30 protein-coding genes and 1 riboswitch are annotated in these 26,439 nt (G+C 70.8%); of the genes, 16 read left to right on the top strand and 14 right to left on the bottom strand.

Features of this window, described 5'->3' with window-relative positions; translation table 11 throughout:
• Window positions 1-19: 19 nt before the first annotated feature.
• Entirely contained in the window at window positions 20-811 is a 792-nt protein-coding gene (locus ACZ4Z5_RS13460; protein ID WP_468261162.1) for a metal-dependent hydrolase, read from the bottom strand.
• Between the two features lie 140 nt (window positions 812-951).
• On the opposite strand from ACZ4Z5_RS13460, the gene ACZ4Z5_RS13455 reads away from it, so the two are divergent.
• The 4 genes from ACZ4Z5_RS13455 to ACZ4Z5_RS13440 all read left to right on the top strand — a co-directional run bounded on the left by ACZ4Z5_RS13455 (window position 952) and on the right by ACZ4Z5_RS13440 (window position 5,119).
• On the top strand, window positions 952-3,465 hold the full coding sequence (locus ACZ4Z5_RS13455; RefSeq protein ID WP_468261159.1) for a DEAD/DEAH box helicase: 2,514 nt from the start codon (window positions 952-954) through the stop codon (window positions 3,463-3,465).
• Between the two features lie 43 nt (window positions 3,466-3,508).
• Entirely contained in the window at window positions 3,509-4,384 is an 876-nt protein-coding gene (locus tag ACZ4Z5_RS13450; RefSeq protein WP_468261156.1) for an acyl-CoA thioesterase, read from the top strand.
• A 92-nt stretch (window positions 4,385-4,476) separates the two neighbouring features.
• Window positions 4,477-4,971, top strand: a complete 495-nt coding sequence (locus ACZ4Z5_RS13445) for a glutathione peroxidase (protein ID WP_468261153.1) — start codon at window positions 4,477-4,479, stop codon at window positions 4,969-4,971.
• A gap of 22 nt (window positions 4,972-4,993) precedes the next feature.
• Entirely contained in the window at window positions 4,994-5,119 is a 126-nt protein-coding gene (locus ACZ4Z5_RS13440) for a hypothetical protein (RefSeq protein ID WP_468261150.1), read from the top strand.
• 54 nt (window positions 5,120-5,173) lie between these two features.
• On the opposite strand, the gene ACZ4Z5_RS13435 is transcribed toward ACZ4Z5_RS13440, so the two are convergent.
• Window positions 5,174-6,397 (bottom strand): acyl-CoA dehydrogenase family protein, encoded by a 1,224-nt coding sequence (locus tag ACZ4Z5_RS13435; protein ID WP_468261148.1) that lies wholly within the window; start codon window positions 6,395-6,397, stop codon window positions 5,174-5,176.
• A gap of 188 nt (window positions 6,398-6,585) precedes the next feature.
• On the opposite strand from ACZ4Z5_RS13435, the gene ACZ4Z5_RS13430 reads away from it, so the two are divergent.
• Window positions 6,586-7,233 carry a TetR/AcrR family transcriptional regulator gene (locus ACZ4Z5_RS13430; protein ID WP_468261146.1) on the top strand — a complete coding sequence of 216 codons (648 nt, stop codon included), beginning with the start codon at window positions 6,586-6,588 and terminating at the stop codon, window positions 7,231-7,233.
• 88 nt (window positions 7,234-7,321) lie between these two features.
• Here ACZ4Z5_RS13430 and def read toward each other — a convergent pair whose 3' ends face one another.
• Complete coding sequence (gene def / locus ACZ4Z5_RS13425; protein WP_468261144.1) at window positions 7,322-7,870, bottom strand: peptide deformylase; 549 nt, start codon at window positions 7,868-7,870, stop codon at window positions 7,322-7,324.
• Between the two features lie 114 nt (window positions 7,871-7,984).
• On the opposite strand from def, the gene ACZ4Z5_RS13420 reads away from it, so the two are divergent.
• The 5 genes from ACZ4Z5_RS13420 (at window position 7,985) to ACZ4Z5_RS13400 (ending at window position 12,571) form a co-directional block, all read left to right on the top strand.
• Window positions 7,985-9,223, top strand: a complete 1,239-nt coding sequence (locus ACZ4Z5_RS13420) for a MurT ligase domain-containing protein (RefSeq protein ID WP_468261141.1) — start codon at window positions 7,985-7,987, stop codon at window positions 9,221-9,223.
• 24 nt (window positions 9,224-9,247) lie between these two features.
• Complete coding sequence (locus ACZ4Z5_RS13415) at window positions 9,248-9,976, top strand: type 1 glutamine amidotransferase (RefSeq protein ID WP_468261138.1); 729 nt, start codon at window positions 9,248-9,250, stop codon at window positions 9,974-9,976.
• Between the two features lie 299 nt (window positions 9,977-10,275).
• Window positions 10,276-11,301 carry a 6-phosphofructokinase gene (locus ACZ4Z5_RS13410; RefSeq protein ID WP_468261136.1) on the top strand — a complete coding sequence of 342 codons (1,026 nt, stop codon included), beginning with the start codon at window positions 10,276-10,278 and terminating at the stop codon, window positions 11,299-11,301.
• A gap of 98 nt (window positions 11,302-11,399) precedes the next feature.
• Window positions 11,400-12,350, top strand: a complete 951-nt coding sequence (locus ACZ4Z5_RS13405) for a cytochrome c oxidase assembly protein (RefSeq protein ID WP_468261133.1) — start codon at window positions 11,400-11,402, stop codon at window positions 12,348-12,350.
• 62 nt (window positions 12,351-12,412) lie between these two features.
• On the top strand, window positions 12,413-12,571 hold the full coding sequence (locus ACZ4Z5_RS13400) for a hypothetical protein (RefSeq protein WP_468261130.1): 159 nt from the start codon (window positions 12,413-12,415) through the stop codon (window positions 12,569-12,571).
• 45 nt (window positions 12,572-12,616) lie between these two features.
• Here the strand turns inward: ACZ4Z5_RS13400 and ACZ4Z5_RS13395 are convergent, their stop codons facing one another.
• The gene (locus tag ACZ4Z5_RS13395; RefSeq protein WP_468261127.1) at window positions 12,617-13,036 is read right to left on the bottom strand and encodes an SSI family serine proteinase inhibitor; all 420 of its coding nucleotides are present in this window, start codon (window positions 13,034-13,036) and stop codon (window positions 12,617-12,619) included.
• Window positions 13,037-13,399: 363 nt separating this feature from the next.
• Between ACZ4Z5_RS13395 and ACZ4Z5_RS13390 the strand changes: the two genes are divergently transcribed.
• A complete protein-coding gene (locus tag ACZ4Z5_RS13390) occupies window positions 13,400-14,092 on the top strand; it encodes a lysophospholipid acyltransferase family protein (RefSeq protein ID WP_468261124.1) in 693 nt (230 codons plus the stop codon).
• A 40-nt stretch (window positions 14,093-14,132) separates the two neighbouring features.
• On the opposite strand, the gene ACZ4Z5_RS13385 is transcribed toward ACZ4Z5_RS13390, so the two are convergent.
• The 8 genes from ACZ4Z5_RS13385 to ACZ4Z5_RS13350 all read right to left on the bottom strand — a co-directional run bounded on the left by ACZ4Z5_RS13385 (window position 14,133) and on the right by ACZ4Z5_RS13350 (window position 21,085).
• Window positions 14,133-15,767 carry an alpha/beta hydrolase gene (locus ACZ4Z5_RS13385; RefSeq protein WP_468261122.1) on the bottom strand — a complete coding sequence of 545 codons (1,635 nt, stop codon included), beginning with the start codon at window positions 15,765-15,767 and terminating at the stop codon, window positions 14,133-14,135.
• 246 nt (window positions 15,768-16,013) lie between these two features.
• The gene (locus ACZ4Z5_RS13380; protein WP_468261119.1) at window positions 16,014-16,778 is read right to left on the bottom strand and encodes an urease accessory protein UreD; all 765 of its coding nucleotides are present in this window, start codon (window positions 16,776-16,778) and stop codon (window positions 16,014-16,016) included.
• Window positions 16,775-17,464 (bottom strand): urease accessory protein UreG, encoded by a 690-nt coding sequence (gene ureG, locus ACZ4Z5_RS13375; protein ID WP_468261116.1) that lies wholly within the window; start codon window positions 17,462-17,464, stop codon window positions 16,775-16,777. Before ureG ends, ACZ4Z5_RS13380 begins: the two co-directional genes overlap by 4 nt.
• 35 nt (window positions 17,465-17,499) lie before the next feature.
• Window positions 17,500-18,174, bottom strand: coding sequence for an urease accessory protein UreF (locus ACZ4Z5_RS13370; RefSeq protein ID WP_468261113.1), 675 nt, complete (start codon window positions 18,172-18,174; stop codon window positions 17,500-17,502).
• 19 nt (window positions 18,175-18,193) lie between these two features.
• Window positions 18,194-19,915: an urease subunit alpha gene (locus ACZ4Z5_RS13365; RefSeq protein ID WP_468261112.1), complete on the bottom strand. Its 1,722-nt coding sequence runs from the start codon at window positions 19,913-19,915 to the stop codon at window positions 18,194-18,196.
• Window positions 19,908-20,219 carry an urease subunit beta gene (locus ACZ4Z5_RS13360; RefSeq protein WP_468261109.1) on the bottom strand — a complete coding sequence of 104 codons (312 nt, stop codon included), beginning with the start codon at window positions 20,217-20,219 and terminating at the stop codon, window positions 19,908-19,910. The genes ACZ4Z5_RS13365 and ACZ4Z5_RS13360 overlap by 8 nt, the downstream gene beginning before the upstream one ends.
• A 13-nt stretch (window positions 20,220-20,232) precedes the next feature.
• On the bottom strand, window positions 20,233-20,535 hold the full coding sequence (locus ACZ4Z5_RS13355; RefSeq protein WP_468261106.1) for an urease subunit gamma: 303 nt from the start codon (window positions 20,533-20,535) through the stop codon (window positions 20,233-20,235).
• A 256-nt stretch (window positions 20,536-20,791) separates the two neighbouring features.
• Window positions 20,792-21,085: a type II toxin-antitoxin system Phd/YefM family antitoxin gene (locus tag ACZ4Z5_RS13350; protein ID WP_468261104.1), complete on the bottom strand. Its 294-nt coding sequence runs from the start codon at window positions 21,083-21,085 to the stop codon at window positions 20,792-20,794.
• A gap of 88 nt (window positions 21,086-21,173) precedes the next feature.
• Here ACZ4Z5_RS13350 and ACZ4Z5_RS13345 point away from each other — a divergent pair, with 88 nt between their 5' ends.
• The 5 genes from ACZ4Z5_RS13345 (at window position 21,174) to ACZ4Z5_RS13325 (ending at window position 24,360) form a co-directional block, all read left to right on the top strand.
• A complete protein-coding gene (locus ACZ4Z5_RS13345; protein ID WP_468261101.1) occupies window positions 21,174-21,809 on the top strand; it encodes an ATP-dependent Clp protease proteolytic subunit in 636 nt (211 codons plus the stop codon).
• A 5-nt stretch (window positions 21,810-21,814) separates the two neighbouring features.
• Window positions 21,815-22,120: a hypothetical protein gene (locus tag ACZ4Z5_RS13340; RefSeq protein ID WP_468261098.1), complete on the top strand. Its 306-nt coding sequence runs from the start codon at window positions 21,815-21,817 to the stop codon at window positions 22,118-22,120.
• Between the two features lie 333 nt (window positions 22,121-22,453).
• A riboswitch (cyclic di-AMP (ydaO/yuaA leader) is annotated at window positions 22,454-22,616 on the top strand.
• A 3-nt stretch (window positions 22,617-22,619) separates the two neighbouring features.
• Complete coding sequence (locus tag ACZ4Z5_RS13335; protein ID WP_468261096.1) at window positions 22,620-23,096, top strand: C40 family peptidase; 477 nt, start codon at window positions 22,620-22,622, stop codon at window positions 23,094-23,096.
• Window positions 23,097-23,229: 133 nt separating this feature from the next.
• Window positions 23,230-23,619 carry a VOC family protein gene (locus ACZ4Z5_RS13330; protein WP_468261093.1) on the top strand — a complete coding sequence of 130 codons (390 nt, stop codon included), beginning with the start codon at window positions 23,230-23,232 and terminating at the stop codon, window positions 23,617-23,619.
• A 219-nt stretch (window positions 23,620-23,838) separates the two neighbouring features.
• Window positions 23,839-24,360: a DUF6328 family protein gene (locus ACZ4Z5_RS13325; RefSeq protein ID WP_468261090.1), complete on the top strand. Its 522-nt coding sequence runs from the start codon at window positions 23,839-23,841 to the stop codon at window positions 24,358-24,360.
• A 177-nt stretch (window positions 24,361-24,537) separates the two neighbouring features.
• On the opposite strand, the gene ACZ4Z5_RS13320 is transcribed toward ACZ4Z5_RS13325, so the two are convergent.
• Window positions 24,538-24,969, bottom strand: coding sequence for an ATP-binding protein (locus ACZ4Z5_RS13320; RefSeq protein ID WP_468261088.1), 432 nt, complete (start codon window positions 24,967-24,969; stop codon window positions 24,538-24,540).
• Between the two features lie 201 nt (window positions 24,970-25,170).
• A complete protein-coding gene (locus ACZ4Z5_RS13315) occupies window positions 25,171-26,313 on the bottom strand; it encodes an 8-amino-7-oxononanoate synthase (RefSeq protein WP_468261086.1) in 1,143 nt (380 codons plus the stop codon).
• Window positions 26,314-26,439 lie beyond the last annotated feature (126 nt).

The following is a 26,439-nucleotide window of genomic DNA, read 5'->3' as shown; positions in this document are numbered from 1 at the left end:
GGCCCTGGCCGGAGGGGCGTCAGATGAAGTTCAGGGCCGCCGCCCCGCCCACCCCGCCGAGCAGCATGAACACCGGCATCAGCACCTTCAGTTCCACCCAGCTGCCGGCCCGGAAGCGCATCGCCTTCGGCGGGCCCAGCGGGTACCAGCGCTTCCGGGCGATGGGGATCGGCCACAGGATCGGGCAGCCGGAGACGGTGAGCGCGTCGCCGACGCAGTGGACGAGTGCGCCCAGCACGATCGGCAGGCCGAGCCACATGTACTCCTGACCGTCGCCGGTGAACAGCCAGTCGGCGCCGCCGCCCGGCTTGTCCAGCACTCCGGCGAGGATCCATGCGCTGGTCGCGCCGAGGAGCCAGACCAGGACGTCGCTGGAGACCCGGGCGGCCCGCCACAGCAGCCCTTCGACGGCGAGCACCAGATGGACGAAGAGGATCCCGAGGACCGCCCAGCGTCCGCCGGTCACCGCCAGGGCCGAGGCGCCGGCTCCGGTCAGCACGGCCCACACCCATGTGTGGGTGAGCGTGCGGTGGCCACCTGAGCGGCGTGGGTCGGTGGTGGTCCTGGTGGCCTTGTAGACGGCGTAGGACAGCTTGTCGATGATCTCGCACAGCCACCGGGAGACCGGCCCGAAGGCGCGCGAGATGGTCGCCGCCTTGTGGTCGAGGTCGGGGGCGAGGGCGGCGCCCGCGCATATCAGGGCCCCGACGACGAGGACGGGCCAGGGCATGGGATGCCCGGCCGCGGCCGTCGCCGCGCCGACCCCCAGCCAGGCCGCCGCCCCGGAGAGTGAGTGCGCCGGTCCCATCATGGTCGTTCCCGCCCCATCGCTCGCGATGCTGTTGTGTGGAGGACCGGTTGACCGCCGGTCGACGGCACAGCGTATCGGCCGTGATCTTCGCTGCACCCTCCGGTTCCCCCATTGGACGGGAAGGCAGGCAAGATGGGGGCGTGACCCTTATCGATCAGCTGCCGCAGGACGCCGACCCCGATGCCCTTTTCGAGGCTTTCTCCTCATGGGCCTCCGACCGGGGCATCAGCCTCTACCCGGCTCAGGAGGAGGCGCTGATCGAGGTGGTCTCCGGGGCGAACGTGATCCTCTCCACACCGACCGGATCGGGAAAGAGCCTGGTCGCGGCGGGGGCTCACTTCGCCGCGCTGGCCCGTGACGAGGTGACGTTCTACACCGCTCCGATCAAGGCGCTGGTGTCGGAGAAGTTCTTCGACCTGTGCAAGCTGTTCGGCACGGAGAACGTCGGCATGCTCACCGGCGACGCGTCGGTGAACGCGGACGCGCCCGTGATCTGCTGCACCGCCGAGGTGCTGGCGTCGATCGCGCTGCGGGACGGCAAGGACGCGGACATCGGCCAGGTCGTGATGGACGAGTTCCACTTCTACGCCGAGCCGGACCGGGGCTGGGCCTGGCAGATCCCGCTGCTGGAACTGCCCCAGGCGCAGTTCGTGCTGATGTCGGCGACCCTCGGCGACGTCTCGATGTTCGAGAAGGACCTGACCCGGCGCACCGGCCGGGAAACCGCGGTGGTCCGCTCGGCGACCCGTCCCGTCCCGCTGTCGTACGAGTACGTGACGACGCCGATCACGGAGACGCTGACGGAGCTGCTGTCGACCAAGCAGGCGCCCGTCTACATCGTGCACTTCACCCAGGCGCAGGCGGTGGAGCGCGCACAGTCGCTGATGAGCATCAACATGTGCACGCGTGAGGAGAAGGACCGTATCGCCGAGCTGATCGGCAACTTCCGCTTCACCACCAAGTTCGGCCGGAACCTGTCCCGCTATGTGCGGCACGGTATCGGCGTCCATCACGCGGGCATGCTGCCCAAGTACCGCCGGCTCGTCGAGAAGCTGGCGCAGGCGGGTCTGCTGAAGGTGATCTGCGGGACCGACACGCTCGGCGTGGGGGTCAACGTGCCGATCCGGACGGTGCTGTTCACGGCGCTGACGAAGTACGACGGGAACCGTGTACGGGTGCTGCGCTCCCGCGAGTTCCACCAGATCGCGGGCCGCGCCGGGCGCGCCGGCTTCGACACGGCGGGGTTCGTGGTGGCCCAGGCACCCGAGCACGTCATCGAGAACGAGCGGGCCCTGGCGAAGGCCGGGGACGACCCGAAGAAGAAGCGGAAGGTGGTCCGCAAGAAGGCCCCGGAGGGCTTCGTCAACTGGTCGCAGAACTCCTTCGAGAAGCTCATCGCGTCCGATCCCGAGCCGCTGACCTCCCGATTCAAGGTCACGCACGCCATGCTGCTGTCGGTGATCGCCCGCCCAGGCAACGCCTTCGAGGCGATGCGCAAGCTCCTGGAGGACAACCACGAGCCGCGCAGGGCGCAGCTGCGGCACATCCGCCGGGCCATCGCGATCTACCGCTCGCTGCTGGACGGCGGCATCGTGGAGCGCCTCGACACCCCCGACGCGCAGGGCCGGATCGTCCGCCTCACGGTGGACTTCCAGCAGGACTTCGCGTTGAACCAGGCGCTGTCCACGTTCGCGCTGGCCGCCTTCGACCTCCTGGACCCCGAATCGCCGTCCTACGCGCTGGACATGGTGTCGGTCGTGGAATCGACGCTCGACGATCCGCGGCAGATCCTGGCGGCGCAGCAGAACAAGGCGCGCGCCGAGGCGGTCGCGGCGATGAAGGCCGACGGCGTGGAGTACGAGGAGCGGATGGAACGGCTCCAGGACGTCTCGTACCCGAGGCCGCTGGAGGAGCTCCTGGTCCACGCGTACCAGACGTACCGCAAGAGCCACCCGTGGGTCGGCGACCATCCGGTGTCGCCGAAGTCGGTGATCCGGGACATGTACGAACGGGCCCTGTCCTTCACCGAGTTCACCTCGTTCTACGAACTGGCCCGCACCGAGGGCATTGTGCTGCGCTATCTGGCGAGCGCGTACAAGGCCCTGGACCACGCCGTCCCCGACGACCTGAAGTCGGAGGACCTCCAGGACCTGATCGCGTGGCTGGGCGAGATGGTGCGCCAGGTCGACTCCAGCCTCCTCGACGAGTGGGAGCAGCTCGCCAACCCGGAGGAGGAGACGGCCGAGGAGGCCCAGGAGAAGGCCGACCAGGTCAAGCCGGTCACGGCCAATGCCCGTGCCTTCCGGGTGCTGGTGCGCAACGCGATGTTCCGGCGCGTGGAGCTGGCCGCGCTGGACCAGATCGAGGAACTGGGCGGGATGGACGCCGAGTCCGGCTGGGACGCGGACGCCTGGGGCGAGGCGATGGACGCGTACTGGGAGGAGTACGAGGACCTGGGAACCGGCCCTGACGCGCGCGGTCCGAAGCTGCTCTCCATCGAGGAGGACCCCGCGCACGGTCTGTGGCGCGTCCGGCAGACGTTCGCCGACCCGAACGGCGACCATGACTGGGGCATCAGTGCCGAGGTCGACCTCGCGGCGTCCGACGAGGAGGGGCGGGCCGTGGTGCGGGTCACCGACGTCGGTCAGCTGTGAGCCCCTGACACGGGCAGGCCGTGGCCATCCGAGGAGGCAGCGCATGACGACGAACCCCGCAGAACGCCTGGTCGATCTGCTCGATCTGGAGCAGATCGAGGTCAATATCTTCCGGGGCCTGAGTCCCCAGGAGTCCCTGCAGCGGGTCTTCGGCGGCCAGGTGGCCGGTCAGGCCCTGGTGGCGGCGGGGCGCACCACCGACGGGGAGCGGCCGGTGCACTCGCTGCACGCCTACTTCCTGCGGCCGGGCATTCCGGGCATGCCGATCGTCTACCAGGTGGAGCGGGTCCGTGACGGGCGGTCGTTCACCACGCGGCGGGTGACGGCGGTGCAGCGCGGCCGCACGATCTTCAATCTGACCGCGTCCTTCCACCAGCCGGAGGAGGCCGGGTTCGAGCACCAGCTGCCGCCGCGGCTGGACTTCCCGGACCCCGAGTCGCTGCCGCCGGTCGTGGACGAGATCCGCCAGCACCTGGGGGCGCTGCCCGAGGCGCTGGAGCGCATGGCGCGCCGCCAGCCGTTCGACATCCGGTACGTGGACCGGCTGCGCTGGACGCCGGACGAGGTGCGGGGCGCCGATCCGCGCAGCGCGGTGTGGATGCGCGCGGTGGGCCCGCTGGGCGACGACCCGCTGGTGCACACCTGTGCGCTGACCTACGCGTCGGACATGACCCTGCTGGACGCGGTGCGCATCCCGATCGAGCCGTTGTGGGGCCCTCGTGGCTTCGACATGGCGTCGCTGGACCACGCGATGTGGTTCCACCGGCCGTTCCGCACGGACGAGTGGTTCCTGTACGACCAGGAGTCGCCGATCGCGACGGGCGGCCGTGGGCTGGCCCGCGGCCGGATCTACGACCGTGCGGGCCGGCTGCTGGTCTCGGTGGTCCAGGAGGGGCTGTTCCGCAAGCTGGGCGGCTGACCGCGTTTGCCAGACTGGACCCGCGCACCGGGGTGGGGAGTCCTCACCGGGGAGAGCGGTGCCGTGCTTTCGTTTGCCGAGAAGGAGACCCGATGAGTCTGTACGACATCCCGCTGCGCACGCTGACCGGCGAGCCCACGTCCCTCGCCGACCACAAGGGCAAGGCGGTGCTCGTGGTGAACGTCGCCTCCCAGTGCGGACTGACGCCGCAGTACGCGGGGCTGGAGCGGCTGCAGAAGAGCTACGGGGAGCTTGGCTTCACGGTGCTGGGAGTGCCGTGCAACCAGTTCCTCGGGCAGGAGCCGGGCACTGGTGAGGAGATCGCCGCCTTCTGCTCGGCGACGTACGGCGTGACGTTCCCGCTGCTGGAGAAGACCGAGGTCAACGGGGAGGGCCGGCACCCGCTGTACGCGGAGCTCACGAAGGTCGCGGACGCCGAGGGCGAGGCCGGCGACATCCAGTGGAACTTCGAGAAGTTTTTGATCGACGAGGAGGGTGAGGTCGTGGGCCGCTTCCGCCCGCGCACCGAGCCGGAGGCCGACGAGATCGTCACTGCGATCGAGGCCCACCTGCCCCGGCACGTCTGACCTGCGCGTTCGCTGTCGACCTTTGGTCGGGAACTTCGAGAAGTTCCTGCTGTCCGCGCAGGGCGAGGTGGTCGCCCGCTTCCGGCCTCGTACGGTGCCGGAGGCCGCCGAGGTGGTCGCCGTGATCGAGGCGCAGCTCTCCGCCTGACGTACACGGCCGTGCCCGCCCCCCGTTGCCGGGGGCGGCACGTGCCGGACGGGGTCAGCGGATGGGGACGCCCGCGAGGGTGCGGGCGATCACCAGGCGCTGGATCTCGCTGGTGCCCTCGAAGATCGTGTAGATCGCGCTGTCGCGGTGCATGCGCTCCACCGGGTACTCGCGGGTGAAGCCGTTGCCGCCGAGGATCTGGACGGCCTGTGCGGTGACCGTCTTGGCGGTCTCGCTGGCGAAGAGCTTGGACATCGAGCCCTCGGCCGCCGTGAAGGGCTTGCCGGTGGTGGCCATCCACGAGGCGCGCCACACCAGCAGCCGGGCGGCGTCGATCCGGGTGCGCATGTCGGCGAGCTGGAAGGCGACGCCCTGGTTGTCGATGATCGGGCGGCCGAACTGGCTGCGGGTCCGCGCGTAGTCGAGGGCGTACTCGTAGGCGGCGCGGGCGGTGCCGACGGCCATGGCGCCGACGGCGGGGCGGGAGGCCTCGAAGGTGGCCATGGCGGCGTTCTTGACCCTCTCGCCGCTGCCGGCCCTCTCCCGGGCCCTGGCGAGCCGCTCGTCGAGCTTGTCCTTGCCCCCGAGCAGGCAGTGTCCGGGGACACGGACGTCCTCCAGGACCACCTCGGCGGTGTGCGAGGCACGGATGCCGTGCTTCTTGAACTTCTGCCCCTGGGACAGCCCGGGGGTGTTCGGCGGCACGATGAACGAGGCGTGGCCCTTGGGGCCCAGCTCCGGGTCGACGACCGCGACGACGACGTGGACGTTGGCGATGCCGCCGTTGGTGGCCCAGGTCTTGGTGCCGTTGAGGACCCATTCGTCCTTGGCCTCGTCGTGGACGGCGCGGGTGCGCATCGCGGCGACGTCGGAGCCGGCGTCCGGCTCGGACGAGCAGAAGGCGGCGACCTTCACGTCGGACGCGTCGCCGTACATCTGCGGGATCCAGGTGCCGATCTGTTCCTCGGTGCCGTTGGCGAGGACGCCGACGGCGGCCAGGCCGGTGCCGACGATGGACAGGGCGATGCCGGCGTCGCCCCAGAAGAGTTCCTCCATGGCGACCGGGATGCCGAGGCCGGTCGGGTCGAAGAACTGCTGCGCGTAGAAGTCCAGCGAGTAGATGCCCACCTTGGCGGCCTCCTGGATGACGGGCCAGGGGGTCTCCTCGCGCTCGTCCCATTCGGCGGCGGCCGGGCGGATCACGTCCGCGGCGAATCCGTGGAGCCAGTCGCGGACCTGCTTCTGGTCGTCGTTGAGTTCGAACCCGAACTCCGCCATGTCCCCTCCTGCGTCGTACCTTCCGCGCACATGACAGCAATCCCCCACCTGCGCGTTACCTGCGGTAACCGCAGTCTGTTACCGGCTGGTACGGCGTGTCAACCAGCCTGGACCGATCAGCGCGCACCAGGGCACGGGTGTTACTTTGCGCAGTCATCACGGAAAATGCACAGGGCGGGGAGAACGCAATGGACACCACCACGCAGACCGGACAGCAGCGGTCGGCTGCCGAGCGCCGGCGTCGGGAGCTGCTGGAGGCAGCGGACCGGGTGGTTCTCCGTGACGGCCCCAAGGCCTCCATGAACGCGATCGCCGCCGAGGCCGGCATCACCAAGCCGATCCTCTACCGTCACTTCGGCGACAAGAGCGGCCTCTACCGGGCCCTGGCCAAGCGGCACACCGACGCGCTGCTCATGGCACTGAAGACGGCGCTGGACGCCCCCGCGGAGCGCCGGGAACGCGTCGAGGCGACGTTGGACACCTACCTCGCGGCGATCGAAGCCCGGCCGCAGGTCTACCGCTTCCTGATGCACCCCGCCGAGGACTCCCAGCAGGCCGAGCAGGGTTTCGAGGTCGGTCTGCACTCGGCCCCCCTGCTGCGCCGGCTCGGCGAGGAACTCGGCAAGGTCATCGTCGACCGCGTCGACCTCGGTCCGGGCGGCGAGGAACTCGCCCGCGTCTGGGGCCACGGCATCGTCGGCATGATGCACGCGGCCGGCGACTGGTGGCTCGGTGAGCGCCCGTGCTCCCGCGCCCAGTTGGTGCGCAGCCTCGCCGACCTGCTGTGGGGACGGCTGGCCGCGGTGGCCGACCGGGCCGGCAGCCCCGGCTTCTGACACCGCGGCGGCGGGGCGGGCCGTTCACGTCGGAACGTCGGGCCCGTTCTCATCGCCACGTCACGTCCGGCCCGTTCGCGCCGGTACGTCAGGAGCTCGGCCGGTACCAGGAGGCCCTGCGCACCGCGCGCAGGGCCCTGGCCCGGCGCCACCCGGTGACCCGGTCCAGGTAGACGGTGCCGTCGAGGTGGTCGCACTCGTGCTGGAGGCAGCGCGCGAAGAATCCGGTCCCCTCGACCCGGACCGGCTCCCCGGTGACGGTGACGCCCTCCACGACCGCGCGGTCGAAGCGCTCGGTCCCCGCCTCGACGCCGGGCAGGGACAGGCAGCCCTCGGGACCGCGCACCGTGATGCCGTCGGCCTCGACGAGCCGCGGATTGACGACGTGGCCGAGGTGCCGCACGTCCTCGTCGTCCGGGCAGTCGTACACGAACACCCGCTGTGCGACACCGACCTGGTTCGCCGCGAGGCCGACGCCCTCGGCCGCGTACATCGTCGCGAACATGTCCTCGACCAGCCGGGCCAGCGACGGCCCGAAGTCGGTGACGGGCTCGCACGGCGCGTGCAGCACCGGATCGCGGAGGAGCGTCATGGCTCGCACCCGTCCGGAACTGCCGGGAATGACACGGTGTCGCATGGCCGCAAGGGTACGTTCCGGCAGGCCCGGCCCGCTCCGGGAGGTGCCGCCGTTCGGGCCTTCGACCTGATCTGGATAGGCTGAGCACGACCGAGGCAAGGAGGATCAAGGACGATGGCAGGCAACGCGGAGCCGCTTTCGCCGCGAGCGAAACTGGCCGTGACGGCCGGCAAGGCCGCTGCGGCGGTGTCGCGCGCCGCCGGACGAGGCAGCGGATCGGTGATCGGCGGCCGGGTGGCGCTCAAGCTCGACCCCGATCTGCTGGGGCGGCTCGCCCAGCATCTGGACGTCGTCCTGGTGTCGGCGACGAACGGCAAGACGACGACGACCCGGCTGATCGCCGAGGCTCTGCGGGCCGCAGGCCCCGTGGTGTCGAACGCGCTCGGCGCGAACATGCCCGCCGGCATCACGTCGGCGCTGGCCGGCGGCTCGGACGCCAAGTACGCCGTGATCGAGGTCGACGAGAAGTACCTGGCGGGGGTGGCCCGCGACACCACGCCCAAGGCGATCGCGCTGCTGAACCTGTCGCGCGACCAGCTCGACCGCGCCGCGGAGACCCGCATGCTGGCCGAGAAGTGGCGCGAGGGCCTGACCGGCACCAAGGCCGTCGTCATCGCCAACGCCGACGACCCGCTCGTGGTGTGGGCCGCCTCCTCGTCGCCCACCGTGGTGTGGGTGGCCGCGGGCCAGGAGTGGAAGGACGACGCCTGGTCCTGCCCCGCCTGCGGCGGTGTGATGCAGCGCCCGGGCGACGACTGGTTCTGCGGCGAGTGCGGCTTCCGCCGCCCCGCCCCCAGCTGGGTGCTCAGCGGCGACCACGTCCTGGACCCGCACGGCTCGGCCTGGCCGATCCACCTCCAGCTGCCCGGCCGCGCCAACAAGGCGAACGCTGCCACGTCCGCCGCGGTCGCCGCGGTCTTCGGGGTGCCGCCGCAGGTGGCGCTGGAGCGCATGTACCAGGTCCAGGCGGTGGCCGGCCGGTACGACGTGGTGTCGTACCAGGGCCGCGACCTGCGTCTGCTGCTCGCGAAGAACCCGGCCGGCTGGCTGGAGACCTTCTCCCTCATCGACGGCCCGCCGGCCCCGGTGATCCTCTCCGTGAACGCACGGGGCGCCGACGGCACGGACACCTCCTGGCTGTGGGACGTGGACTACGGCCGGCTCGTCGGCCACCCGGTCTTCGTGCTGGGCGACCGCAAGCTCGACCTGGCGGTCCGGCTGGAGGTCGCGGGCGTGCAGTTCCAGGTGTGCCAGTCCCTCGACGAGGCCGTGCAGCTCTGCCCGCCCGGCAGGATCGAGACGATCGCCAACTACACGGCGTTCCAGGACCTGCGCCGGATCGTCGGCAACTGACCCATGAGGACAAGGGACAACAGAGTGAGCGAGAGCAGCCTTCGTCTGGTGTGGGTCTACCCGGACCTGCTCAGCACCTACGGCGACCAGGGCAACGCGCTGGTCGTGGAGCGCCGGGCCCGGCAGCGCGGCCTGGACGTCACCCGCGTCGACGTGCGCAGCGACCAGCCGGTGCCGACCTCCGGTGACATCTATCTCATCGGCGGAGGCGAGGACCGGCCGCAGCGGCTGGCCGCCGAGCGGCTGCGCCGCGACGGCGGTCTGAGCCGGGCGGCCTCCAACGGCGCGATCATCTTCTCGGTGTGCGCCGGCTACCAGATCCTCGGCCACGAGTTCATCAACGACCTCGGCGAGCGCGAGCCCGGTCTGGGCCTGATCGACGTGGTCTCCACCCGTGGCGAGGGCGAGCGGTGCGTCGGCGACGTCCTGGCGGACATCGACGAGCGTTTCGGCCTGCCCCCGCTGACCGGTTTCGAGAACCACCAGGGCGTCACCCACCTCGGCCCGACGGCCCGCCCGTTCGCGCGGGTCCGGATCGGCCGGGGCAACGGCACCGGCGACGGCACCGAGGGCGCGTACAACGACACCGTGTTCGGCACGTACATGCACGGTCCCGTGATGGCGCGCAATCCGCAGATCGCGGACCTGCTGCTGAAGCTGGCCCTCGACGTGAACGCGCTGCCGCCGCTGGACGACCACTGGTACGAGGCGCTGCGCGCGGAGCGCATCGCGGCGGCGACCCAGCCCGCGTGACGCCCCGGCGGTCCGCCGGCTGAGACTCGGATCGGATGGCCGGGGACTCGGGGCGTACTGCCATAGAGCCGGACCGTGCCGCCACGGAGCCGGACACCGCGACCGGGGAGCCGGTGTGTGTGCGGCCAGGCGGAAGTCGGACCGGTATGGCCGGCTGGAAGTCGGACCGTACAAAAATCCGATGTCCACTGTGTGGACGTCCGGTTCGTTCCCCGTCACCCTGCGCCGGTAGGGTGGCGGGGATTCCACCGGACGACGGGGTCCGGTCGTCGGCCCACGTTGCAAAGGTTTCCCGGGCAATGCGAATTGGTGTGCTCACCTCCGGCGGCGACTGCCCCGGCCTCAACGCCGTCATCCGCTCCGTCGTCCACCGTGCCGTCGTCGACCACGGCGACGAGGTCATCGGCTTCCACGACGGCTGGAAGGGCCTCCTGGAGTGCGACTACCGCAAGCTCGATCTCGACGCGGTGGCCGGCATCCTGACCCGCGGCGGCACGATCCTCGGCTCCTCGCGGGTACAGCCCGCCCACCTGGTCGACGGTGTCGAGCGGGCCAAGGGCCATGTGGCCGACCTCGGCCTCGACGCGATCATCCCGATCGGCGGCGAGGGCACGCTGAAGGCCGCGAACCTGCTGTCCGAGGCCGGACTGCCGATCGTGGGCGTGCCCAAGACGATCGACAACGACATCGCGTCGACCGACGTCACCTTCGGTTTCGACACGGCCGTCGGCGTGGCCACCGACGCGCTCGACCGGCTCAAGACCACCGCGGAGTCGCACCAGCGGGTGCTGATCGTCGAGGTCATGGGCCGGCACACCGGCTGGATCGCCCTGCACTCGGGCATGGCGGCCGGCGCCCACGCCATCGTGGTGCCCGAGCGCCCCTTCGACATCGAGGAACTGACCCGGCGGGTCGGCGAGCGTTTCGAGGCCGGCAAGCGCTTTGCGATCGTCGTGGTCGCCGAGGGCGCCAAGCCCCGTGAGGGCAGCATGGAGTTCGACGAGGGCGGCAAGGACATGTACGGCCACGAGCGTTTCGCCGGCGTGGCCCGCCAGCTCTCCGTGGAGCTCGAGGAGCGGCTGGGCAAGGAGGCCCGCCCGGTGATCCTCGGCCATGTGCAGCGCGGCGGCACCCCCACGGCGTACGACAGGGTCCTGGCCACGCGTTTCGGCTGGCACGCCGTGGAGGCCGCGCACCGCGGCGAGTTCGGCATGCTCACCGCCCTGCGCGGCACGGACATCGTCATGGTCCCGCTCTCCGAGGCCGTCGCCACGCTCAAGACGGTGCCCGCCGAGCGGTACGCCGAGGCCGAGTGCGTGCTGTGACACCCGCCCGCCCGTGAAGGAACCGCCCCCGGTCGCAGCCGCGACCGGGGGCGGTTCTAGTCTGGTCCGGACAACCGGTACGAATCAGGAGTGAGCGGATGGACCACAGCGGGCACGGCATGACGGCGGATCTGCCGCCGTTCACGCTGGGACGGGGCCTGGAGTGGTCCGGGGACCCTTTCTTCCTGATCGGAAGCCTTCTGGGGCTCGCGCTCTACGCCTGGGGCGTGGTCCGGCTGAGGCGTCGCGGTGATGCGTGGCCGGTGAACCGCACGGTGTTCTTCACCGTCGGTGTGCTGAGCGTGGTGCTGGTGATGTGCACCAAGCTCAACGACTACGGCATGGTCATGTTTAGCGTGCACATGGTGCAGCACATGGTGATCAGCATGCTGTCGCCGATCCTGCTGCTGCTCGGCGCGCCGGTGACCCTGGCTCTGCGGGCCCTGCCGGTGGCCGGCCGGGGTCGCAAGGGTCCGCGCGAGCTGCTGCTGGCCCTGCTGCACAGCCGCTACATGCGGGTGATCACCCATCCCGCGTTCACGATCCCGATGTTCATCGCGAGTCTCTACGGCCTCTACTTCACGGCGCTGTTCGACTTCCTGATGGAGACGCGGCCCGGCCACATCGCCATGATGGTGCACTTCCTCGCCGTGGGAGTGGTGTTCTTCTGGCCGATCATGGGCGTGGATCCGGGTCCGCGCCGTCCCGGCTACGTGATGCGGATGCTGGAGCTGTTCGCGGGCATGCCGTTCCACGCGTTCTTCGGCATCGCGCTGATGATGGCGAGTGCCCCGATGGTGGGGCCGTACATGGATCCGCCGGCCTCGCTGGGCATCGACGCGCTGTCCGACCAGCAGGCGGCGGGCGGCATCGCCTGGGCGTTCAGCGAGATCCCGTCCGTGCTGGTGCTGATCGCGCTGGTGTTCCAGTGGTATCAGTCCGAGCAGCGGCAGGCGCGGCGCAAGGACCGCGCCGCCGACCGCGACGGGGACAAGGAGCTGGAGGCGTACAACGCCTACCTCGCCTCGCTGCACGCACGCGGCCGGTAGCGCGGGGGCACCCTCCCGGGGGACGATGGTGGCCACGGCCGCGTCCTTGAGGAGGGTGCGCTATGCCCGGATCGGTGAAGACCATGGGCGGGGTGACCGTCGGTGCGCTGGTGCTGGTCACGGCGTACACGGTGGCACTGGGCAGCAACGGCTGGCTGTGGTTCGGCTGGGTGGTGCTCGGCCTGATCACCGTGGGGATGATCGTCTCGCAGAAGGCCTGACGCGCCGGGACGGTCCCAAGGATCCCTTCGCGACGGTCGGAGCGGTCAGAACCGGAAGACGGGCCCGTTCTGCGACTCCATCACGCAGGCGTTGGGGAAGGACTTGCTCCAGACGACGGGGCTGCCCAGCCACGTCCCACTCGCCGAGACCGTGACCGGATCGAACTCCTTCGTGCACACCCGTGAGTCGCCCGACAGCGACTCGAAGTCGCCCTGGACCCCGGAGAGGGCTTCGCAGGCCGCTACCGCGTCGGGGTGCGGGGAGTCGGCGTCCGGCGGGCAGTTGAGGACGAGCCCCCGGATCCAGGTGTTCCCCGACCCGGAAATGGTGAGGAAGAAGGCACTCCGCGGCGCCTCGTCCCCCGGCTCATGCGCGGCCTCGGCAGGGGCAGCGGCAAGCGCGAGCAGGGTGGCGGCGGTGAGTGCGGTGGCCCGGGCGGCGAGTGCGGTGGCCCGTGAACACATGATGACCTCCTGGGTGGCGACGGAAGCCCCCCGGCACAGGCGACAGCCGCCCGGCACCGGCCGCGAGGAGGCGCGCCGCACGAGTCCTCCTCACGGGCGTGACGGATTGCTCCGGACGGCCGCTCCCCCGGCTTCCGGGCCCGGCTGGGCCCCTGTCTTCGCGTCGGCCGAACCCTTGGCTTGCGCGTCGGCCGCTCCCCCATGCCGCCCGTCGTGCGCGATCGCACCCCGAGGCCGTCACGGTGCGCGCAGCAGTGGTTACAACCGGCGACACATGCCCCTAAACTGGCGCACCTCGATCTCGCCTGCGAAGCCGAAGAGCACATCCCCGGAACCGTCCGTGACGAGTTGGGAGCCAGCCCTGTGTTCTATTACGTGCTCAAGTACGTCGTTCTCGGGCCGTTGCTGCGTCTGCTGTTCCGGCCCCGGATCGAAGGACTGGAGCACGTCCCGGCGGAGGGCGCCGCGATCGTCGCCGGCAACCACCTCTCGTTCTCCGACCACTTCCTGATGCCGGCGATCCTGAAGCGCCGCATCACGTTCCTCGCCAAGGCGGAGTACTTCACCGGGCCGGGGCTGAAGGGCAGGCTGATCGCGTCGTTCTTCCGGAGCGCCGGTCAGATCCCGGTCGACCGGTCCGGCAAGGACGCGGGACAGGCCGCGATCCGGGAGGGCCTGGGGGTGTTGCGGAAGGGCGAATTGCTCGGCATCTACCCCGAGGGAACCCGCTCGCACGACGGCCGGCTGTACAAGGGCAAGGTGGGCGTGGCGGTCATGGCGCTGCGTGCAGGGGTCCCGGTCGTCCCGTGCGCGATGGTCGGGACGTTCGAGATCCAGCCGCCCGGCCGGGTCGTACCGCGGATCAAGCGGGTCACGATCCGCTTCGGTGAGCCGCTGGACTTCTCGCGCTTCGCCGGGATGGAGAACCAGAAGGCGGTGCTGCGGGCCGTCACCGACGAGATCATGTACGCGGTCCTCGGACTGTCGGGTCAGGAGTACGTCGACCGGTACGCCGCCGATGTGAAGGCCGGGCAGACGCAGGGGCGGCGGGGCTGAGCCCCGCCGCCCCGGAGACGATCCGCCGGGTGCCGGTCCGTTACGGAACGGCCGGCAGGTCGGCCTTGGCCACGGCGGGCGCCTTGGCGGCGGCCGCGGGGGCCTTCGGAGCCGCGTGCGGCGCGCAGGTCACGTCCTTGCCGTCCACCTTGCCGGTGAGCAGGTAGGTGTCGACCCGCTCGTTGATGCAGGCGTTGGCGATGCTCGTGACGCCGTGCGAACCGGCGCCCTTCTCGGTGATCAGGCGCGAGCCCTTGAACCGCTTGTGGAGCTCGACGGCGCCGTCGTACGGAGTGGCGGCGTCACGCGTCGCCTGGACGATCAGCACGGCGGGGAGACCCTTGCCGGTGCGCACCTCGACCGGGGTGTGCTGCTTGGACGACCAGGTGGCGCACGGCAGGTTCATCCAGGCGTTGGCCCAGGTCATGAACGGGTGCTTCTTGTGCAGCCGGGTGTTGTCGCGGTCCCATGTCTTCCAGCTGGTGGGCCACTTGGCGTCGGCGCACTCGACGGCCGTGTAGACGGCGTTGCCGTTCTCCGCGGAGATGTTGCCCGCGGTGTCCGACAGGTCGGGGGCCGCCGCGTCGACGAGCGCCTGGGTGTCACCGGCGACGTACTTGCTCCAGGTCTGGGCGACCGGCACCCAGGCGGAGTCGTAGTACGGCGCGCTCTGGAAGAAGCTGACGAGCTCGGCCGGTCCGACGACACCGCCGAGGGGGCGCTTCTTGGCGGTGGCCCGCAGCTTCACCCACTGCTGCTCGACCTTCGCGGGGGTGTTGCCGATGTGGAAGACGGCGTCGTTCTTGGCGACCCACGCCTTCCAGTCGTTCCAGCGCATCTGGAAGGCGACGTCCTGGTCCAGGTTGGCCTGGTACCAGATCTTCTTCTTGGAGGGGTTCACCACACTGTCGACGACCATGCGGCGGACGTGCGAGGGGAAGAGTGTCCCGTAGACCGCACCCAGGTAGGTGCCGTAGGAGACGCCGAGGAAGTTCAGCTTCTTCTCACCGAGCGCGGCGCGGATCACGTCGAGGTCGCGCGCGGTGTTGGGGGTGGTCATGTGCGGCAGCATCCAGCCGCTGCGCTTGGCGCAGCCGTCCGCGTACTGGGCGGCGAGCTTGCGCTGGGCGCGCTTGTCGGCCTCGCTGTCCGGGACCGGGTCGAGCTTGGGCGCCTTGACGAACTCCTGCGGGTCGATGCAGGAGATGGGCGTGGAGTGGCCCACGCCGCGCGGGTCGAAGCCGACGAAGTCGTACGCCTTGGCGGCGTTGGCCCACAGCGGGTTCTTGGTCGTGACCCGGCGCGGGAAGCGCATTCCGGAGCCGCCGGGGCCGCCGGGGTTGTAGACGAGGGCGCCCTGGCGCTCCTTCTTGGTGCCGGTGTTCCCGATCCGGTCCACGGCGATCTTGATCTGCTTGCCGTTCGGACGGGCGTAGTCGAGCGGCACGGTGACCCAGCCGCACTGGATCGGCTTCTCTATGCCCCAGTCGGCGGGGCAGTCCTGCCAGCCGATGCCGGCCTTGGCCGCGCGCTCGGCGGCGAGGCGGACACCGCGGTCCTCCGCGCTGCCGAGGCGGCGCGCGTCGGCGCTGGCGGACGGGGCGGCTATCGCGCCCGCGATGAGTGTTCCCGCGATCAGAGTGCCGGCCGAGCCGAGCACTGCTGTGCGTCTCAAGTGGTACCTCCCCCTGCTGCGCGCCGCAGTGTGCGCGGCGCGATACGTCGTGGTCTGTCGCTGATCCTTTCGTTTCCGGTACTCAACAGGCCAGATCGCACAGGGGTTTCTTTACCGAACCCATAACCGGACAGCGGTTTCCGCTCAGCGGAGTACCGCTCAGCGCGCTGAAGCAGCACTTCCGGATCCCGGTTGTGGTGGCGTTCGCCGTCCCGGTGTGCCGTCGGAGGTCTCGACGGCCCGGGGTCAGCAGGGCGTCAGTTCGTCAAGTGCCGTGTCCAGGACGGCTCGTAGACCGCGTCCGTCCGGGGCGAGGGCGGTGACCAGGGCTGCCGGTCCGGCGAGCGGGGTGAGGGCCGCCGTGTCGCCGAGGATGCGGACGGCGGGCGGCTTCTCGGTGAAAGCGGTGTCGACGACCAGGAGTTGGCCTGCGGCCCGGTGACCGGCCAGCACGGCCGGGCCGTCCCATCCGCCGGGTGCGCCCGGCCCGTAGGCCAGTTCCTGGTCGAGCAGCGGACGGCCGGCGAGACGGACGGTGAGCCTGCTGATGAGGGTGCCCGGCGGCTCGCCGTGCCGGCCGAGGATCTGCTCCTCGCGCAGCACCAGCCGTGCGCCGGCGTCGAGTTCGACGCGGGTGTGCATGCGCAGGTCGCTGCCGTGCGCGGAGATCAGCGGTTCGGGCAGCCAGTGGAGTGCGCCGTCCGCGCCGATGGTGAGACGGACGTCGTAGGCGGCCGGGTCGCCCGTCCGTCCCGGGAGTGCGATCGTCGCTGCCGCGGATGCGATGTGCAGACGGGCGCCCGGACCCACGTCCGCCTCCACCGTCAGCCGGTCCCCGCCGAGGGGCGCGCTCATCGCCCCGACGAGGGTGACACGTGCTTCCGGGCCGTGCGAGCGCGTCCGGCGCGGGGCGAGCGGAGCCCGGCCGTCGAGGACCGGCAGGCTGGTTCCGCCGCGCCCGTCGGCCCTGGCGACGATCCGGGCGGTGGCGCGGACGCCGGACGGCGTCATACGGCGGCGGTCCATCCGGCGAGCCGTGCGCGCACCCATTCGGCGACCGGCCGTACGCCGTCCGCGGCACGCAGCGAGGTGAACACCACCGGGAGATCGCCGCGTTGCTCGGCGGCGTCACGGGCCATGCGGTCGAGGTCCGAGCCGACGTACGGGGCGAGGTCGGTCTTGTTGACGACGAGGAGGTCGGCGGTGGTGACACCGGGGCCGCCCTTGCGCGGGATGTCGTCCCCGCCGGCGACGTCGATCACGAAGATCTGTGCGTCGACGAGGCCTTTGGAGAAGGTGGCGGTGAGGTTGTCGCCCCCGGACTCGACGAGGATCAGGTCGAGCGGCCCGACGGCGTCCTCCAGGTCCTCGACGGCTTCCAGGTTGGCGGAGATGTCGTCGCGGATGGCGGTGTGCGGGCAGGCGCCGGTCTCGACGGCCTGGATGCGCTCGGGCGGCAGGACGGCGTTGCGCAGCAGGAACTCGGCGTCCTCACGGGTGTAGATGTCGTTGGTGACGACGGCGATGGACATTTCGTCGCGCAGGGCCCGGCACAGGGCGGCGACGGTCGCGGTCTTGCCGGAGCCGACGGGCCCGCCGAGGCCGATGCGCAGGGCGCGCCGGGTGCCGTCGGGGCGGACGGGCTCCGCGCTGTGGGTGTGCCGCTGCGGATAGATCGTGGGGTGGTCGAGGTGCATGGTGCGGCTCCGGTGGGGTCGAGGGGGGGGGCGGTTCAGGAGGCGAACAGACGCACGGGCCATACGGCATGGGCCTCGGCCCCGATGTCCAGGAGGGGCGAGGAGGCTGCCGGCAGTGCGTCGGTGCCCTCCTGCAGGGCGAGCTGTGCGGAGTGCGCGGCCCGTCGGGCGATGCCGTCGAGGTCGGGGGCGAGCCGGGCGAGCACGGCGGTGGCCTCGAAGGGGTCGAGGCCGAGCAGCCGGACGGCGGCGCTCGCCGGCCCGCCGACCGTTTCGTAGGCCGCGCAGTGGGCGGCGTCCTCGGGACCGAGTCCGGCGGAGCGGGCGGTCACGCCGAGGACGACGGGCTGGTGCGCGCCGCGCGGCCGGGCTTCGGCCAGCGCGTCGAGTCCCGGTCCCGGCCAGGTGGCGCGAGCTGCCCGCATCAGCTGCCGGCCGAGCTTGCGGGCCGTGGTGCGCAGGGCGGGCGAGGGCGTACGGGCGTCGGCGGCCTCGTCGAGGGCGAGGGGATCCATGCCGAGCGCGGCCGCGGCAGCGAGGGCGGCCGTGGTCAGTCCGGTGGTGTGCAGGCGGCCGCGGCAGAACGCCGCCAGGTCGGAGGCGTCCCGGAGCCGGCCGGCCCGGACGGCCGCCTCCGCCCCGCCGGAGTGGGCGTGTCCGCCGGCGGGGAAGCGGCCGTCGGCCAGGACGAGCAGTGCCGCGCGGCTCATCGTGGTGTCCGTTCGGCCATTAGAAGAGGAAGTAGCGCTGGGCCATGGGCAGTTCGGCGGCAGGGGCCGGCTCGACCGGTTCGCCGTCGATCGAGACCGTGAAGGTGTCGGGGTCGACCTCGACGCGCGGCAGGGCGTCGTTCTCCCGCATGTCGGCCTTGGTGACGCCGCGGGTGCCGCGGATCGGCACGAACCGCTTGCCGAGCCCGAGGTGCTCGGCGAGTCCGTCCTCGATCGCCTGGGCGGTGGCGAAGTTGACGGAGTTAGTGGCGGGCGCGCGGCCGATGGCGCCGAACATGGGGCGCGGCAGTACGGGCTGTGGAGTGGGGATGGAGGCGTTGGCGTCGCCCATCTGCGCGTAGGCGATCTGTCCGCCCTTGATGACCAGGGCCGGTTTGACGCCGAAGAACGCGGGGTCCCAGAGGACGAGGTCGGCGAGCTTGCCGGTCTCGACGGATCCGATCTCGTGGTCCATGCCCTGGGCGACGGCGGGATTGATCGTGTACTTGGCGACGTAGCGGCGGGCCCGCAGGTTGTCAGCGCGCCCGTCCCCCGGCAGCGTGCCCCTGCGCTTCTTCATCACGTGCGCGGTCTGCCAGGTCCGGGTGATCACTTCACCGATGCGGCCCATCGCCTGGGAGTCGGAGGAGATGATCGAGATGGCGCCCAGGTCGTGGAGTACGTCCTCGGCCGCGATGGTGGAGGGACGGATCCGGGACTCCGCGAAGGCCAGGTCTTCGGGGACGGCGGGGTTGAGGTGGTGGCAGACCATCAGCATGTCGAGGTGTTCCTCGATGGTGTTGACGGTGTGGGGGCGCGTCGGGTTGGTGGAACTGGGCAGCACGTACGGCTCGGAGACCACCGTGATGATGTCCGGGGCGTGGCCGCCGCCCGCGCCTTCCGTGTGGTACGCGTGGACGGTGCGGCCCTTGACCGCGGCCAGGGTGTCGCCGACGAATCCGGCCTCGTTGAGGGTGTCGGTGTGGACGGCGAGCTGGGCGCCGGTCTCCTCGCACACGGTCAGGCAGGCGTCGATGGCGGCCGGGGTGGCGCCCCAGTCCTCATGGATCTTGAAACCTACGGCGCCGCCGCGCAGTTGGGAGAACAGCGCCTCCCGGGACACGGTGTTCCCCTTGCCCAGCAGACCGATGTTGACGGGATAGTGCTCCAACGCCTCGAACATCCGGGCGAGGTGCCATTGACCCGGGGTGATGGTGGTGGCCTTGGTGCCTTCGGCCGGGCCGGTGCCGCCGCCGACGAGGGTGGTGATCCCCGACGTCAGCGCCTGGTCGACGACGGTCGGTGAGATGAAGTGGACATGGGCGTCGACGGCACCGGCGGTCACGATCCTGCCGTTGCCCGCGATGATCTCTGTTTCGGGCCCGATGACCAGGTCGGGGTGGACGCCGTCCATGGTGTCGGGGTTGCCCGCCTTGCCGATGCCGGTGATGCGCCCGTCGCGGATGCCTATGTCGGCCTTGACGACGCCCCAGTGATCAACGATCACCGCGCCGGTGACGACGGTGTCGGGTGCCCCCTGGGCCCGTGTCGTACGGGCCTGTCCCATGGACTCGCGGATCACCTTTCCGCCGCCGAACACCGCCTCGTCGCCCGCGAGTCCGGGCCCGCCGCAGCGGTCCTCCTCGATCTCGACGAGCAGATCGGTGTCCGCGAGCCGGATGCGGTCGCCCGTGGTCGGCCCGAACAGGTCGGCGTAGACGGGGCGGGACAGCTCAGGCATCGAGGGAACCTCCGGTCTCTCCGCGCAGGCCCGGCACGACCCGCAGGCCGGCGAGCGGGACGAGCTCCACGTCGACGGGGATGCCGGGCTCGAAGCGCACGGCCGTGCCGGCGGCGATGTTCAGCCGCTGCCCGTGAGCCGCCGGACGGTCGAACTCCAGGCCGGGATTGACCTCGGCGAAGTGGTAGTGGGAACCGACCTGGACGGGCCGGTCCGCCGCATTGAGCACGGTGAGCCGGGTGACGGGACGTCCTTCGTTGAGGAGGACGGGCGTCTCGGCGTACAGGAACTCTCCGGGGATCATCCGCACGCCCCCGTCAGGCGATCGGGTCGTGGACGGTGACGAGTTTGGTGCCGTCGGGGAAGGTGGCCTCGACCTGGACGTCGTGGATCATCTCGGGAATGCCCTCCATGACCTCGTCGCGGGTGAGCACCTTGCGTCCGGAGGCCATGAGTTCGGCGACCGTCCTGCCGTCGCGGGCGCCTTCCAGGACGTGCGCGGTGATGAGCGCCACGGCCTCGGGATGGTTCAGCAGCACTCCACGGGCCCGCCGTCGCTCCGCCACGTCCGCGGCCACATGGACGAGCAGCCGTTCCTGCTCGTGCGGGGTCAGTTGCACGCGTCCCACCTCACAGTCGTCGCACCGGCCGGACCGGACCGGCCCGACGGCGGCGCGCATCCAGGGTTGCGCACGCTAGTCGCGCGGCGTTTCCTAGCGATTACCGTGGGTTTCGTGCTGGTTAACGAGACCGTTCGCCCACCGACATCACCACGCAGGCCGGCCCGGGCCTGGACGATCAGCCGCGGGAACGCGGCCGGTCCGCCGTCCGGATCGCCGAGTGATCCCGCACCTATGGGCCGCGCGGCCCGTCCGCTCAGCCGTCGGCGCCGGGAGTGCGGTGCTCCGCGGCGATCCCGAACCGGCGCCGTTCGCCCGCAGCGGACGTCGGGCCGCTGCGGACGGAGGAGACCGAGCTGATCACCTGCTCGTCCGGCTCGACCGCCGCGTTCGGACCGCCTTCGAGTCGTTGCAGGTCATCGGCGGACACCAGGGCGACGAGCGGCTTCCCGTGGCGGGTCACGACCACCCGTTCGCCGCCGTATACGACGCGGTTGATGAGCTCGGCGAGCTCTGCGCGGGCTTGCGTCACCGGAATCTCGTAGGCCATGCTGCCCATTCTAACCTTCTGTACGTCCTGTACATTTTTTACAGAGGTCGCTGCCGCTGCCACAGCGCGCAAGAGGAGAGGCTGGCCAATGAACCGTCCCGCCGCCCGCTACGTCCTGCCGGAGTTCACGGAGCGCACCGCGAACGGAGTCCGCACCCTCGACCCGTATTCGAAGCTGCTCCAGGAGAGGATCGTCGTGATCGGCACCGTCATCGACGACGCCGTCGCCAACGACGTGATGGCCCAGTTCATGCATCTGGAGCACGCCGCAGCGGACCGGGACATCTCGCTCTACATCAACGCGCCGGGCGGTTCGGTCACGGCGATGACGGCGATCCACGACACGATGCAGTTCGTCACCTGCGACGTGGAGACGGTCTGCCTGGGCCAGTGCGGCTCGGTGGCGGCAGTGCTGCTCGCAGCCGGCACGCCCGGCAAGCGCTTCGCGCTGCCCAGTACCCGGGTGGTGCTCCAGCAGCCCTCTCTCGAGGAGCCGTTGCACGGCACCCCGTCCGATCTGGAGGTCCATGCCGCGGAGTTGCTGCGCGGGCGGGCGACCGTCGCCCGACTGCTGGGGCGCCACACGGGGCGCAGCCCGGACCTGGTCACCGAAGTCCTCGACCGCACAACGGTGTTCGAGGCTGAGGCCGCCCGCGCCTACGGATTGATCGACGCGGTCATGACGAGCCGGAAGCCCGCGTCGGGCCCGCTCGGCGGACGGTGAGGCAGGTGGTGCCCGAGCTCCCTCGCCTGCCCGCCCTGACCCGCGCCGAGGGCGATGTCATCGACCGGTATCTCGAAGTGGTGGACCTGCTGGGCCGGATCAACCCCGCCCGCGGGACGGACACCTACCATGCGCTCCGGGCGGCGCAGGCGCTCGTCGGCCGTTCGGCGGCGCTGCGGGACGCGCTCGCCCTGATGCATGAGCGCGGCGAGTCACATCTGTATACCGTCACATTGGCACAAGCCCTGCGGGTGTTGGACGGGGAGCGGAGAGCGGCACGGCTCACCGTGCCGCCCTCTTCGGCGAGTTGAATCGCGCCGTGGACTCGGGGTTCGCTCAGATGCACCAGCCTGATTCCTCCGAACGAGTGATTGCATAGCTTCTGATTCTGTGCCAGTCGACTTGCGCGGCCTGGGCGATCGGGAAGCGGAACACTTGGCTCCAGTGCTGGTACAGCCATGGTCACACCCTCTGCGAGATGTCCCGAATCGCCCCTGTCCACTCGAACGGATCAGTCGTGAGGAGCCTCACAAACCGCCGTTTCGACTCGGAAATCCGGCAAGTGATGAGTCAAGATCCCTGGGACGACAAGCCCCCGCCACCGCGGCGGGGCGGTCCGGGCGGACGCCGAGTCCTGCCGCCGTCCCGGATTCAGGTCGACTCGATTGCATCGGCAGGAGTGGAGGACCCAAGCACGACGGGACGGGAAGTACGCCGTCCCTTGGGGTGAAGCCGCGCCAGCGGCCGGGCATCTTCGCCTGCCCGAACCCGACAGGTCATCCTTCACAGGCGGCTGACGAAGGGTTGCGCATGTCTGCGCAGATCAACATTCCGTTCCTGCTGTCCCGAGCCGGTGCCGCTTCCGCTCTGACACTCGCCGCCGTGGGCGCCACCATCGTGGCACCCGGAGGGGCGACCGAGGCCCACGCCGTGACGGCCCATGCGACGAAGGCGCTCCAGGTCGCCGCGTCGAAGAAGGGTTCCCCTTACAAGTACGGCGCCGCGGGACCGAACCGGTTCGACTGCTCGGGCCTGACGCTCTACTCGTACAAGAAGGCGGGCAAGTCCCTGCCGCGCACCGCCCAGGCGCAGTACAACAGGACGCGGCATATCTCGGCGTCCAGCCGACAGCGCGGTGACCTCGTCTTCTTCCACTCCGGCGGGCACGTCTACCACGTGGGGATATACGCCGGTAACGGCAGGATCTGGCACTCTCCCAAGACCGGCTCCCATGTGAAGCTGGAGAAGATCTGGTCCTCCAAGGTCCTCTACGGACGCGTACGCTAGCCCGACGCGCAGGCGGGGACGGTACGTTGGCGGTTGCCCGAGCCGTCCCCGCGGTCCGTTGCGGAACGTCCGCCCTGTTCGCCCAGCGGCCGTGACGATCCGTCACCGACGACCGCGTTCCCCGAGGAGTCCCGTGTCAGGCCTCAACCCCGTACGCCACATCACGTTCGACGCACGCGATCCGTACCGGGTCGCCGAGTTCTGGGCGGCCCTCACCGGCTATCCGCTGGTGGACTCGGAGCCCGAGGACGACGAGGTCCTGCTCGAATCGGACCGGCCGGAGGCGCCCGGACTGCTGTTCATCCGCGTGCCCGACGACAAGACGGTCAAGAACCGCGTCCACCTCGACATCCAGCCGCCCACCGGCACCCGGGACGCGGAAGTGACCCGGCTCGGCGCGCTCGGCGCGCGGATCGTCGACGACCGGCGCACCGACGACGGCCTGGGCTGGGTCGTCATGGCCGATCCCGAGGGCAACGAGTTCTGCGTCGAGCGCAGCGCGGCGGAGCGCGGCCTGGTCTGAGGTCCGGTCCTCGACGTCCGAGGTCCGGTCCGCGGCGCGGCGGGACTCGGCCCGGCCCGCACCACGGGGCACGTGGCCCCGCCCGCACCACGTGAACACGGCCCGGTCCGCACCACGAAACATGGCCCGGGACGCGCCGCGGACCCCTCGCGCCGCATCCGGTGGAATCATCGGCGCCAGGCACCCATCTCTGCATCACTGCGGGGTACCCGTCACCGTATGGCTGACGACGAACCCCGCGGAAGCCGGCACGAAACCCGCCTCGAACGCGCCGACCGCAACTTCAACGAGCTGCTGCAGGAACTGCGCGTCACGCAGATGGGTGTGCAGATCCTCTTCGCCTTCCTGCTGACGCTCGCGTTCACCCAGCGCTTCCCCTCCCTCGACAGCTACCAGGTCACCACCTATGTGGTCACCCTGCTGCTGGCAGTCGTGGCCACGGCGCTGCTCACGGCGCCCGCCGCGGTGCACCGCATGCTGTTCCAGCAGGGCGCCAAACCACAGATCGTGGTGGTCTCGTCGCAACTCGCACGTTTCGGGATGGCGGTCCTCGCACTCGCCCTCGCGGGTTCGGTCCTGCTCGTCGTGGACGTCACGCTCGGCCGGACCTGGGGGATCGTATGCGGGCTGTGCACCGTCCTGCTGTTCGTAGCGCTGTGGGGCGTGCTGCCGAGGCTGATCGGGCGGGGGCTCATCACAGCATCGCGGGACCGGCCACCAGGGTCGGCCCCAGAGCGGTGAGCGCCGCCCCGCCGACACGTTCCACCGCCCATGCCGCGCGTGGCCCTGCCCAGCCGGTCACCGAGCGGGGTGGCTGGCAGCGCCACCACCGTGAACCATGCGACGGCGAGCGCGACGACGGCCGGAGCCCGGTCCGAGAGGACCAGATCGGGGCCGGGCCGAGCGGACCAGACCCGTTCAGGGCCGGACGACGAGCGGCCAGGGCAGGGAGATGCGGACGGTCTTCCCGCCGTCCGCCGTGGGAGTGACCCACAGCCGGCCGCCGGACTCCGCCGTCAGCCAGCGGATGATGACCATTCCCCGGCCGTTGTCCTGCTGGACCGCCGCGGGAAGCCGTCGGGGCAGTCGGGGGTGGCTGTCGGTCACCCCGATGCAGAGGAGTTCGTCGCGTTCCAGCCGTACGTCGACGGTGAAGGTCGGGGACTGTCCGAAGGTGTGCTGGACCGCGTTGGTGGCGAGTTCGGAGACGATCACCCGGACGGAGTCGGCGGTCTCGGCGTCGTCGGGCAGGCCCCACCGGGTGAGGAGTTCGCTCACGAATCTTCGGGCGGTGGGGACCGAGGCCGGGTCGCTCGGCAGGGTGACGGATGCTTCCTGGTGGTCTGCCATGGCGACGCTGTCCCTTTCCCACCGGGCCGCCCGGATCGCTCGCGGCCTCGGATTGCGCTTCGCGCCAGAGTGCCATTCGAGGTGTGGCCCGCGGGCGGATCCACCAAGATAGGTGCACATCTGTCGCTCGATGCAGTGAACTATGCGACGAGAGACCGTATGTGGGGTGTGGCGCCCTATCCGTCCGGTGGCGACCGCCGGTCAGACCGCGGGGGCCGTCCGCAGGATCGTGTCGACCGCGGTGTCGATCTGCTGCTCCGTGAGATCGGCTCGAGCGGTGAGCCGGAGACGGGAGATGCCGTCCGGCACCGACGGCGGCCGGAAGCATCCGACCGCGAGGCCCCCCTCCCGGCAGTCCGCGGCCCAGCGCACCGCGGCCTCCGGCGAAGGTGCCCGGACCGATACCACGGCGGCGTCGGGGCACGCCGCGACGAGTCCCTCCGCGGTCAGCCGCTCGTACAGTCCGGTGGCCACCGCACGGGCCCGCGCGGCAAGTCCGGGTTCGTGTTGCAGCAGACGGAGGGCTCCGAGTGCAGCCCCGGCGGCAGCGGGAGCGAGGCCGGTGTCGAAGATGAACGTGCGGGCCGTGTTGACGAGGTGCTCGATGACGCGGGCCGGTCCGAGCACCGCCCCGCCCTGGCTGCCCAGGGACTTGGACAGAGTGAGGGTGGCGACGACACCGTGGCATCCGGCCAGGCCCGCGCCGTTCAGGGCGCCCCGGCCTCCCTCGCCCAGCACCCCGAGCCCGTGCGCGTCGTCCACGACCAGGGCGGCGCCGTGGGCCGTACACGCCTCGGCGAGCGACTCCAGCGGGGCCCGGTCGCCGTCCACGGAGAACACCGAGTCGGTGACCACGAGGGCCCGGCCGTCGTGGGCGTCCAGCGTCTTGCGCACCGCCTCCGGATCGGCGTGCGGAACGACCGCGGTCTCGGCCCGCGCCAGCCGGCAGCCGTCGACGATCGATGCGTGGTTGCCGGTGTCGGAGACGATCAGGGACCCCTGGTCGCCGAGCGCGGTCAGCGCAGCCAGGTTCGCGGCGTAGCCGGACGAGAGGACGAGCGCCGCCTCGAAGCCGCAGAACGCGGCGAGCTCCCGTTCGAGTTCGGCATGGAGTTCGGTCGTTCCGGTGACCAGCCGCGACCCGGTCGAGCCGCCTCCCCAGCGCAGCGCGGCGTCGGCCGCCGACCGGGTGACCTCGGGCCGCCGCGTCAGACCCAGGTAGTCGTTGCTTGCGAGGTCGAGCAGCGGGGACTCCGCGGGGCGCGGCCGGAGCGTACGAACGAGACCGGCGCGTTCGCGCCGCCGTGCCTGGTCGTCGATCCAGTCGAACGGGGTACGCGGCATGTTCGGGTCCCTTTTGTAGGCTGCGCACAGACCCTAACGGTGACCGCTCGCGAACACGGTGTGGCGATACACACACCCCAATAGCCCCATGTTGTGCGATCACTCCTTGGCCGAGGGCGGTGCGGT

It is taken from the genome of Streptomyces sp. NPDC030222 (assembly GCF_055573115.1).
Note: the sequence above shows the minus strand (reverse complement) of the source record. Positions and strands in the feature narration are given on the sequence as shown.

What these genes read in the sequence shown, in the direction of transcription:
- ACZ4Z5_RS13450 (WP_468261156.1), top strand. Translation starts at nt 3,509, where the DNA reads ATGACGACGAACCCCGCAGAACGCCTGGTCGATCTGCTCGATCTGGAG.
- ACZ4Z5_RS13335 (WP_468261096.1), top strand. Translation starts at nt 22,620, where the DNA reads ATGTCTGCGCAGATCAACATTCCGTTCCTGCTGTCCCGAGCCGGTGCC.
- ACZ4Z5_RS13370 (WP_468261113.1), bottom strand. Translation starts at nt 18,174, where the DNA reads ATGAGCCGCGCGGCACTGCTCGTCCTGGCCGACGGCCGCTTCCCCGCC.
- ACZ4Z5_RS13320 (WP_468261088.1), bottom strand. Translation starts at nt 24,969, where the DNA reads ATGGCAGACCACCAGGAAGCATCCGTCACCCTGCCGAGCGACCCGGCC.
- ACZ4Z5_RS13410 (WP_468261136.1), top strand. Translation starts at nt 10,276, where the DNA reads ATGCGAATTGGTGTGCTCACCTCCGGCGGCGACTGCCCCGGCCTCAAC.
- ACZ4Z5_RS13380 (WP_468261119.1), bottom strand. Translation starts at nt 16,778, where the DNA reads ATGACGCCGTCCGGCGTCCGCGCCACCGCCCGGATCGTCGCCAGGGCC.
- ACZ4Z5_RS13460 (WP_468261162.1), bottom strand. Translation starts at nt 811, where the DNA reads ATGATGGGACCGGCGCACTCACTCTCCGGGGCGGCGGCCTGGCTGGGG.
- ACZ4Z5_RS13315 (WP_468261086.1), bottom strand. Translation starts at nt 26,313, where the DNA reads ATGCCGCGTACCCCGTTCGACTGGATCGACGACCAGGCACGGCGGCGC.
- ACZ4Z5_RS13405 (WP_468261133.1), top strand. Translation starts at nt 11,400, where the DNA reads ATGGACCACAGCGGGCACGGCATGACGGCGGATCTGCCGCCGTTCACG.
- ureG (WP_468261116.1), bottom strand. Translation starts at nt 17,464, where the DNA reads ATGCACCTCGACCACCCCACGATCTATCCGCAGCGGCACACCCACAGC.
- ACZ4Z5_RS13325 (WP_468261090.1), top strand. Translation starts at nt 23,839, where the DNA reads ATGGCTGACGACGAACCCCGCGGAAGCCGGCACGAAACCCGCCTCGAA.
- ACZ4Z5_RS13395 (WP_468261127.1), bottom strand. Translation starts at nt 13,036, where the DNA reads ATGTGTTCACGGGCCACCGCACTCGCCGCCCGGGCCACCGCACTCACC.
- ACZ4Z5_RS13365 (WP_468261112.1), bottom strand. Translation starts at nt 19,915, where the DNA reads ATGCCTGAGCTGTCCCGCCCCGTCTACGCCGACCTGTTCGGGCCGACC.
- ACZ4Z5_RS13350 (WP_468261104.1), bottom strand. Translation starts at nt 21,085, where the DNA reads ATGGCCTACGAGATTCCGGTGACGCAAGCCCGCGCAGAGCTCGCCGAG.
- ACZ4Z5_RS13445 (WP_468261153.1), top strand. Translation starts at nt 4,477, where the DNA reads ATGAGTCTGTACGACATCCCGCTGCGCACGCTGACCGGCGAGCCCACG.
- ACZ4Z5_RS13360 (WP_468261109.1), bottom strand. Translation starts at nt 20,219, where the DNA reads ATGATCCCCGGAGAGTTCCTGTACGCCGAGACGCCCGTCCTCCTCAAC.
- ACZ4Z5_RS13430 (WP_468261146.1), top strand. Translation starts at nt 6,586, where the DNA reads ATGGACACCACCACGCAGACCGGACAGCAGCGGTCGGCTGCCGAGCGC.
- ACZ4Z5_RS13345 (WP_468261101.1), top strand. Translation starts at nt 21,174, where the DNA reads ATGAACCGTCCCGCCGCCCGCTACGTCCTGCCGGAGTTCACGGAGCGC.
- ACZ4Z5_RS13435 (WP_468261148.1), bottom strand. Translation starts at nt 6,397, where the DNA reads ATGGCGGAGTTCGGGTTCGAACTCAACGACGACCAGAAGCAGGTCCGC.
- ACZ4Z5_RS13400 (WP_468261130.1), top strand. Translation starts at nt 12,413, where the DNA reads ATGCCCGGATCGGTGAAGACCATGGGCGGGGTGACCGTCGGTGCGCTG.
- def (WP_468261144.1), bottom strand. Translation starts at nt 7,870, where the DNA reads ATGCGACACCGTGTCATTCCCGGCAGTTCCGGACGGGTGCGAGCCATG.
- ACZ4Z5_RS13420 (WP_468261141.1), top strand. Translation starts at nt 7,985, where the DNA reads ATGGCAGGCAACGCGGAGCCGCTTTCGCCGCGAGCGAAACTGGCCGTG.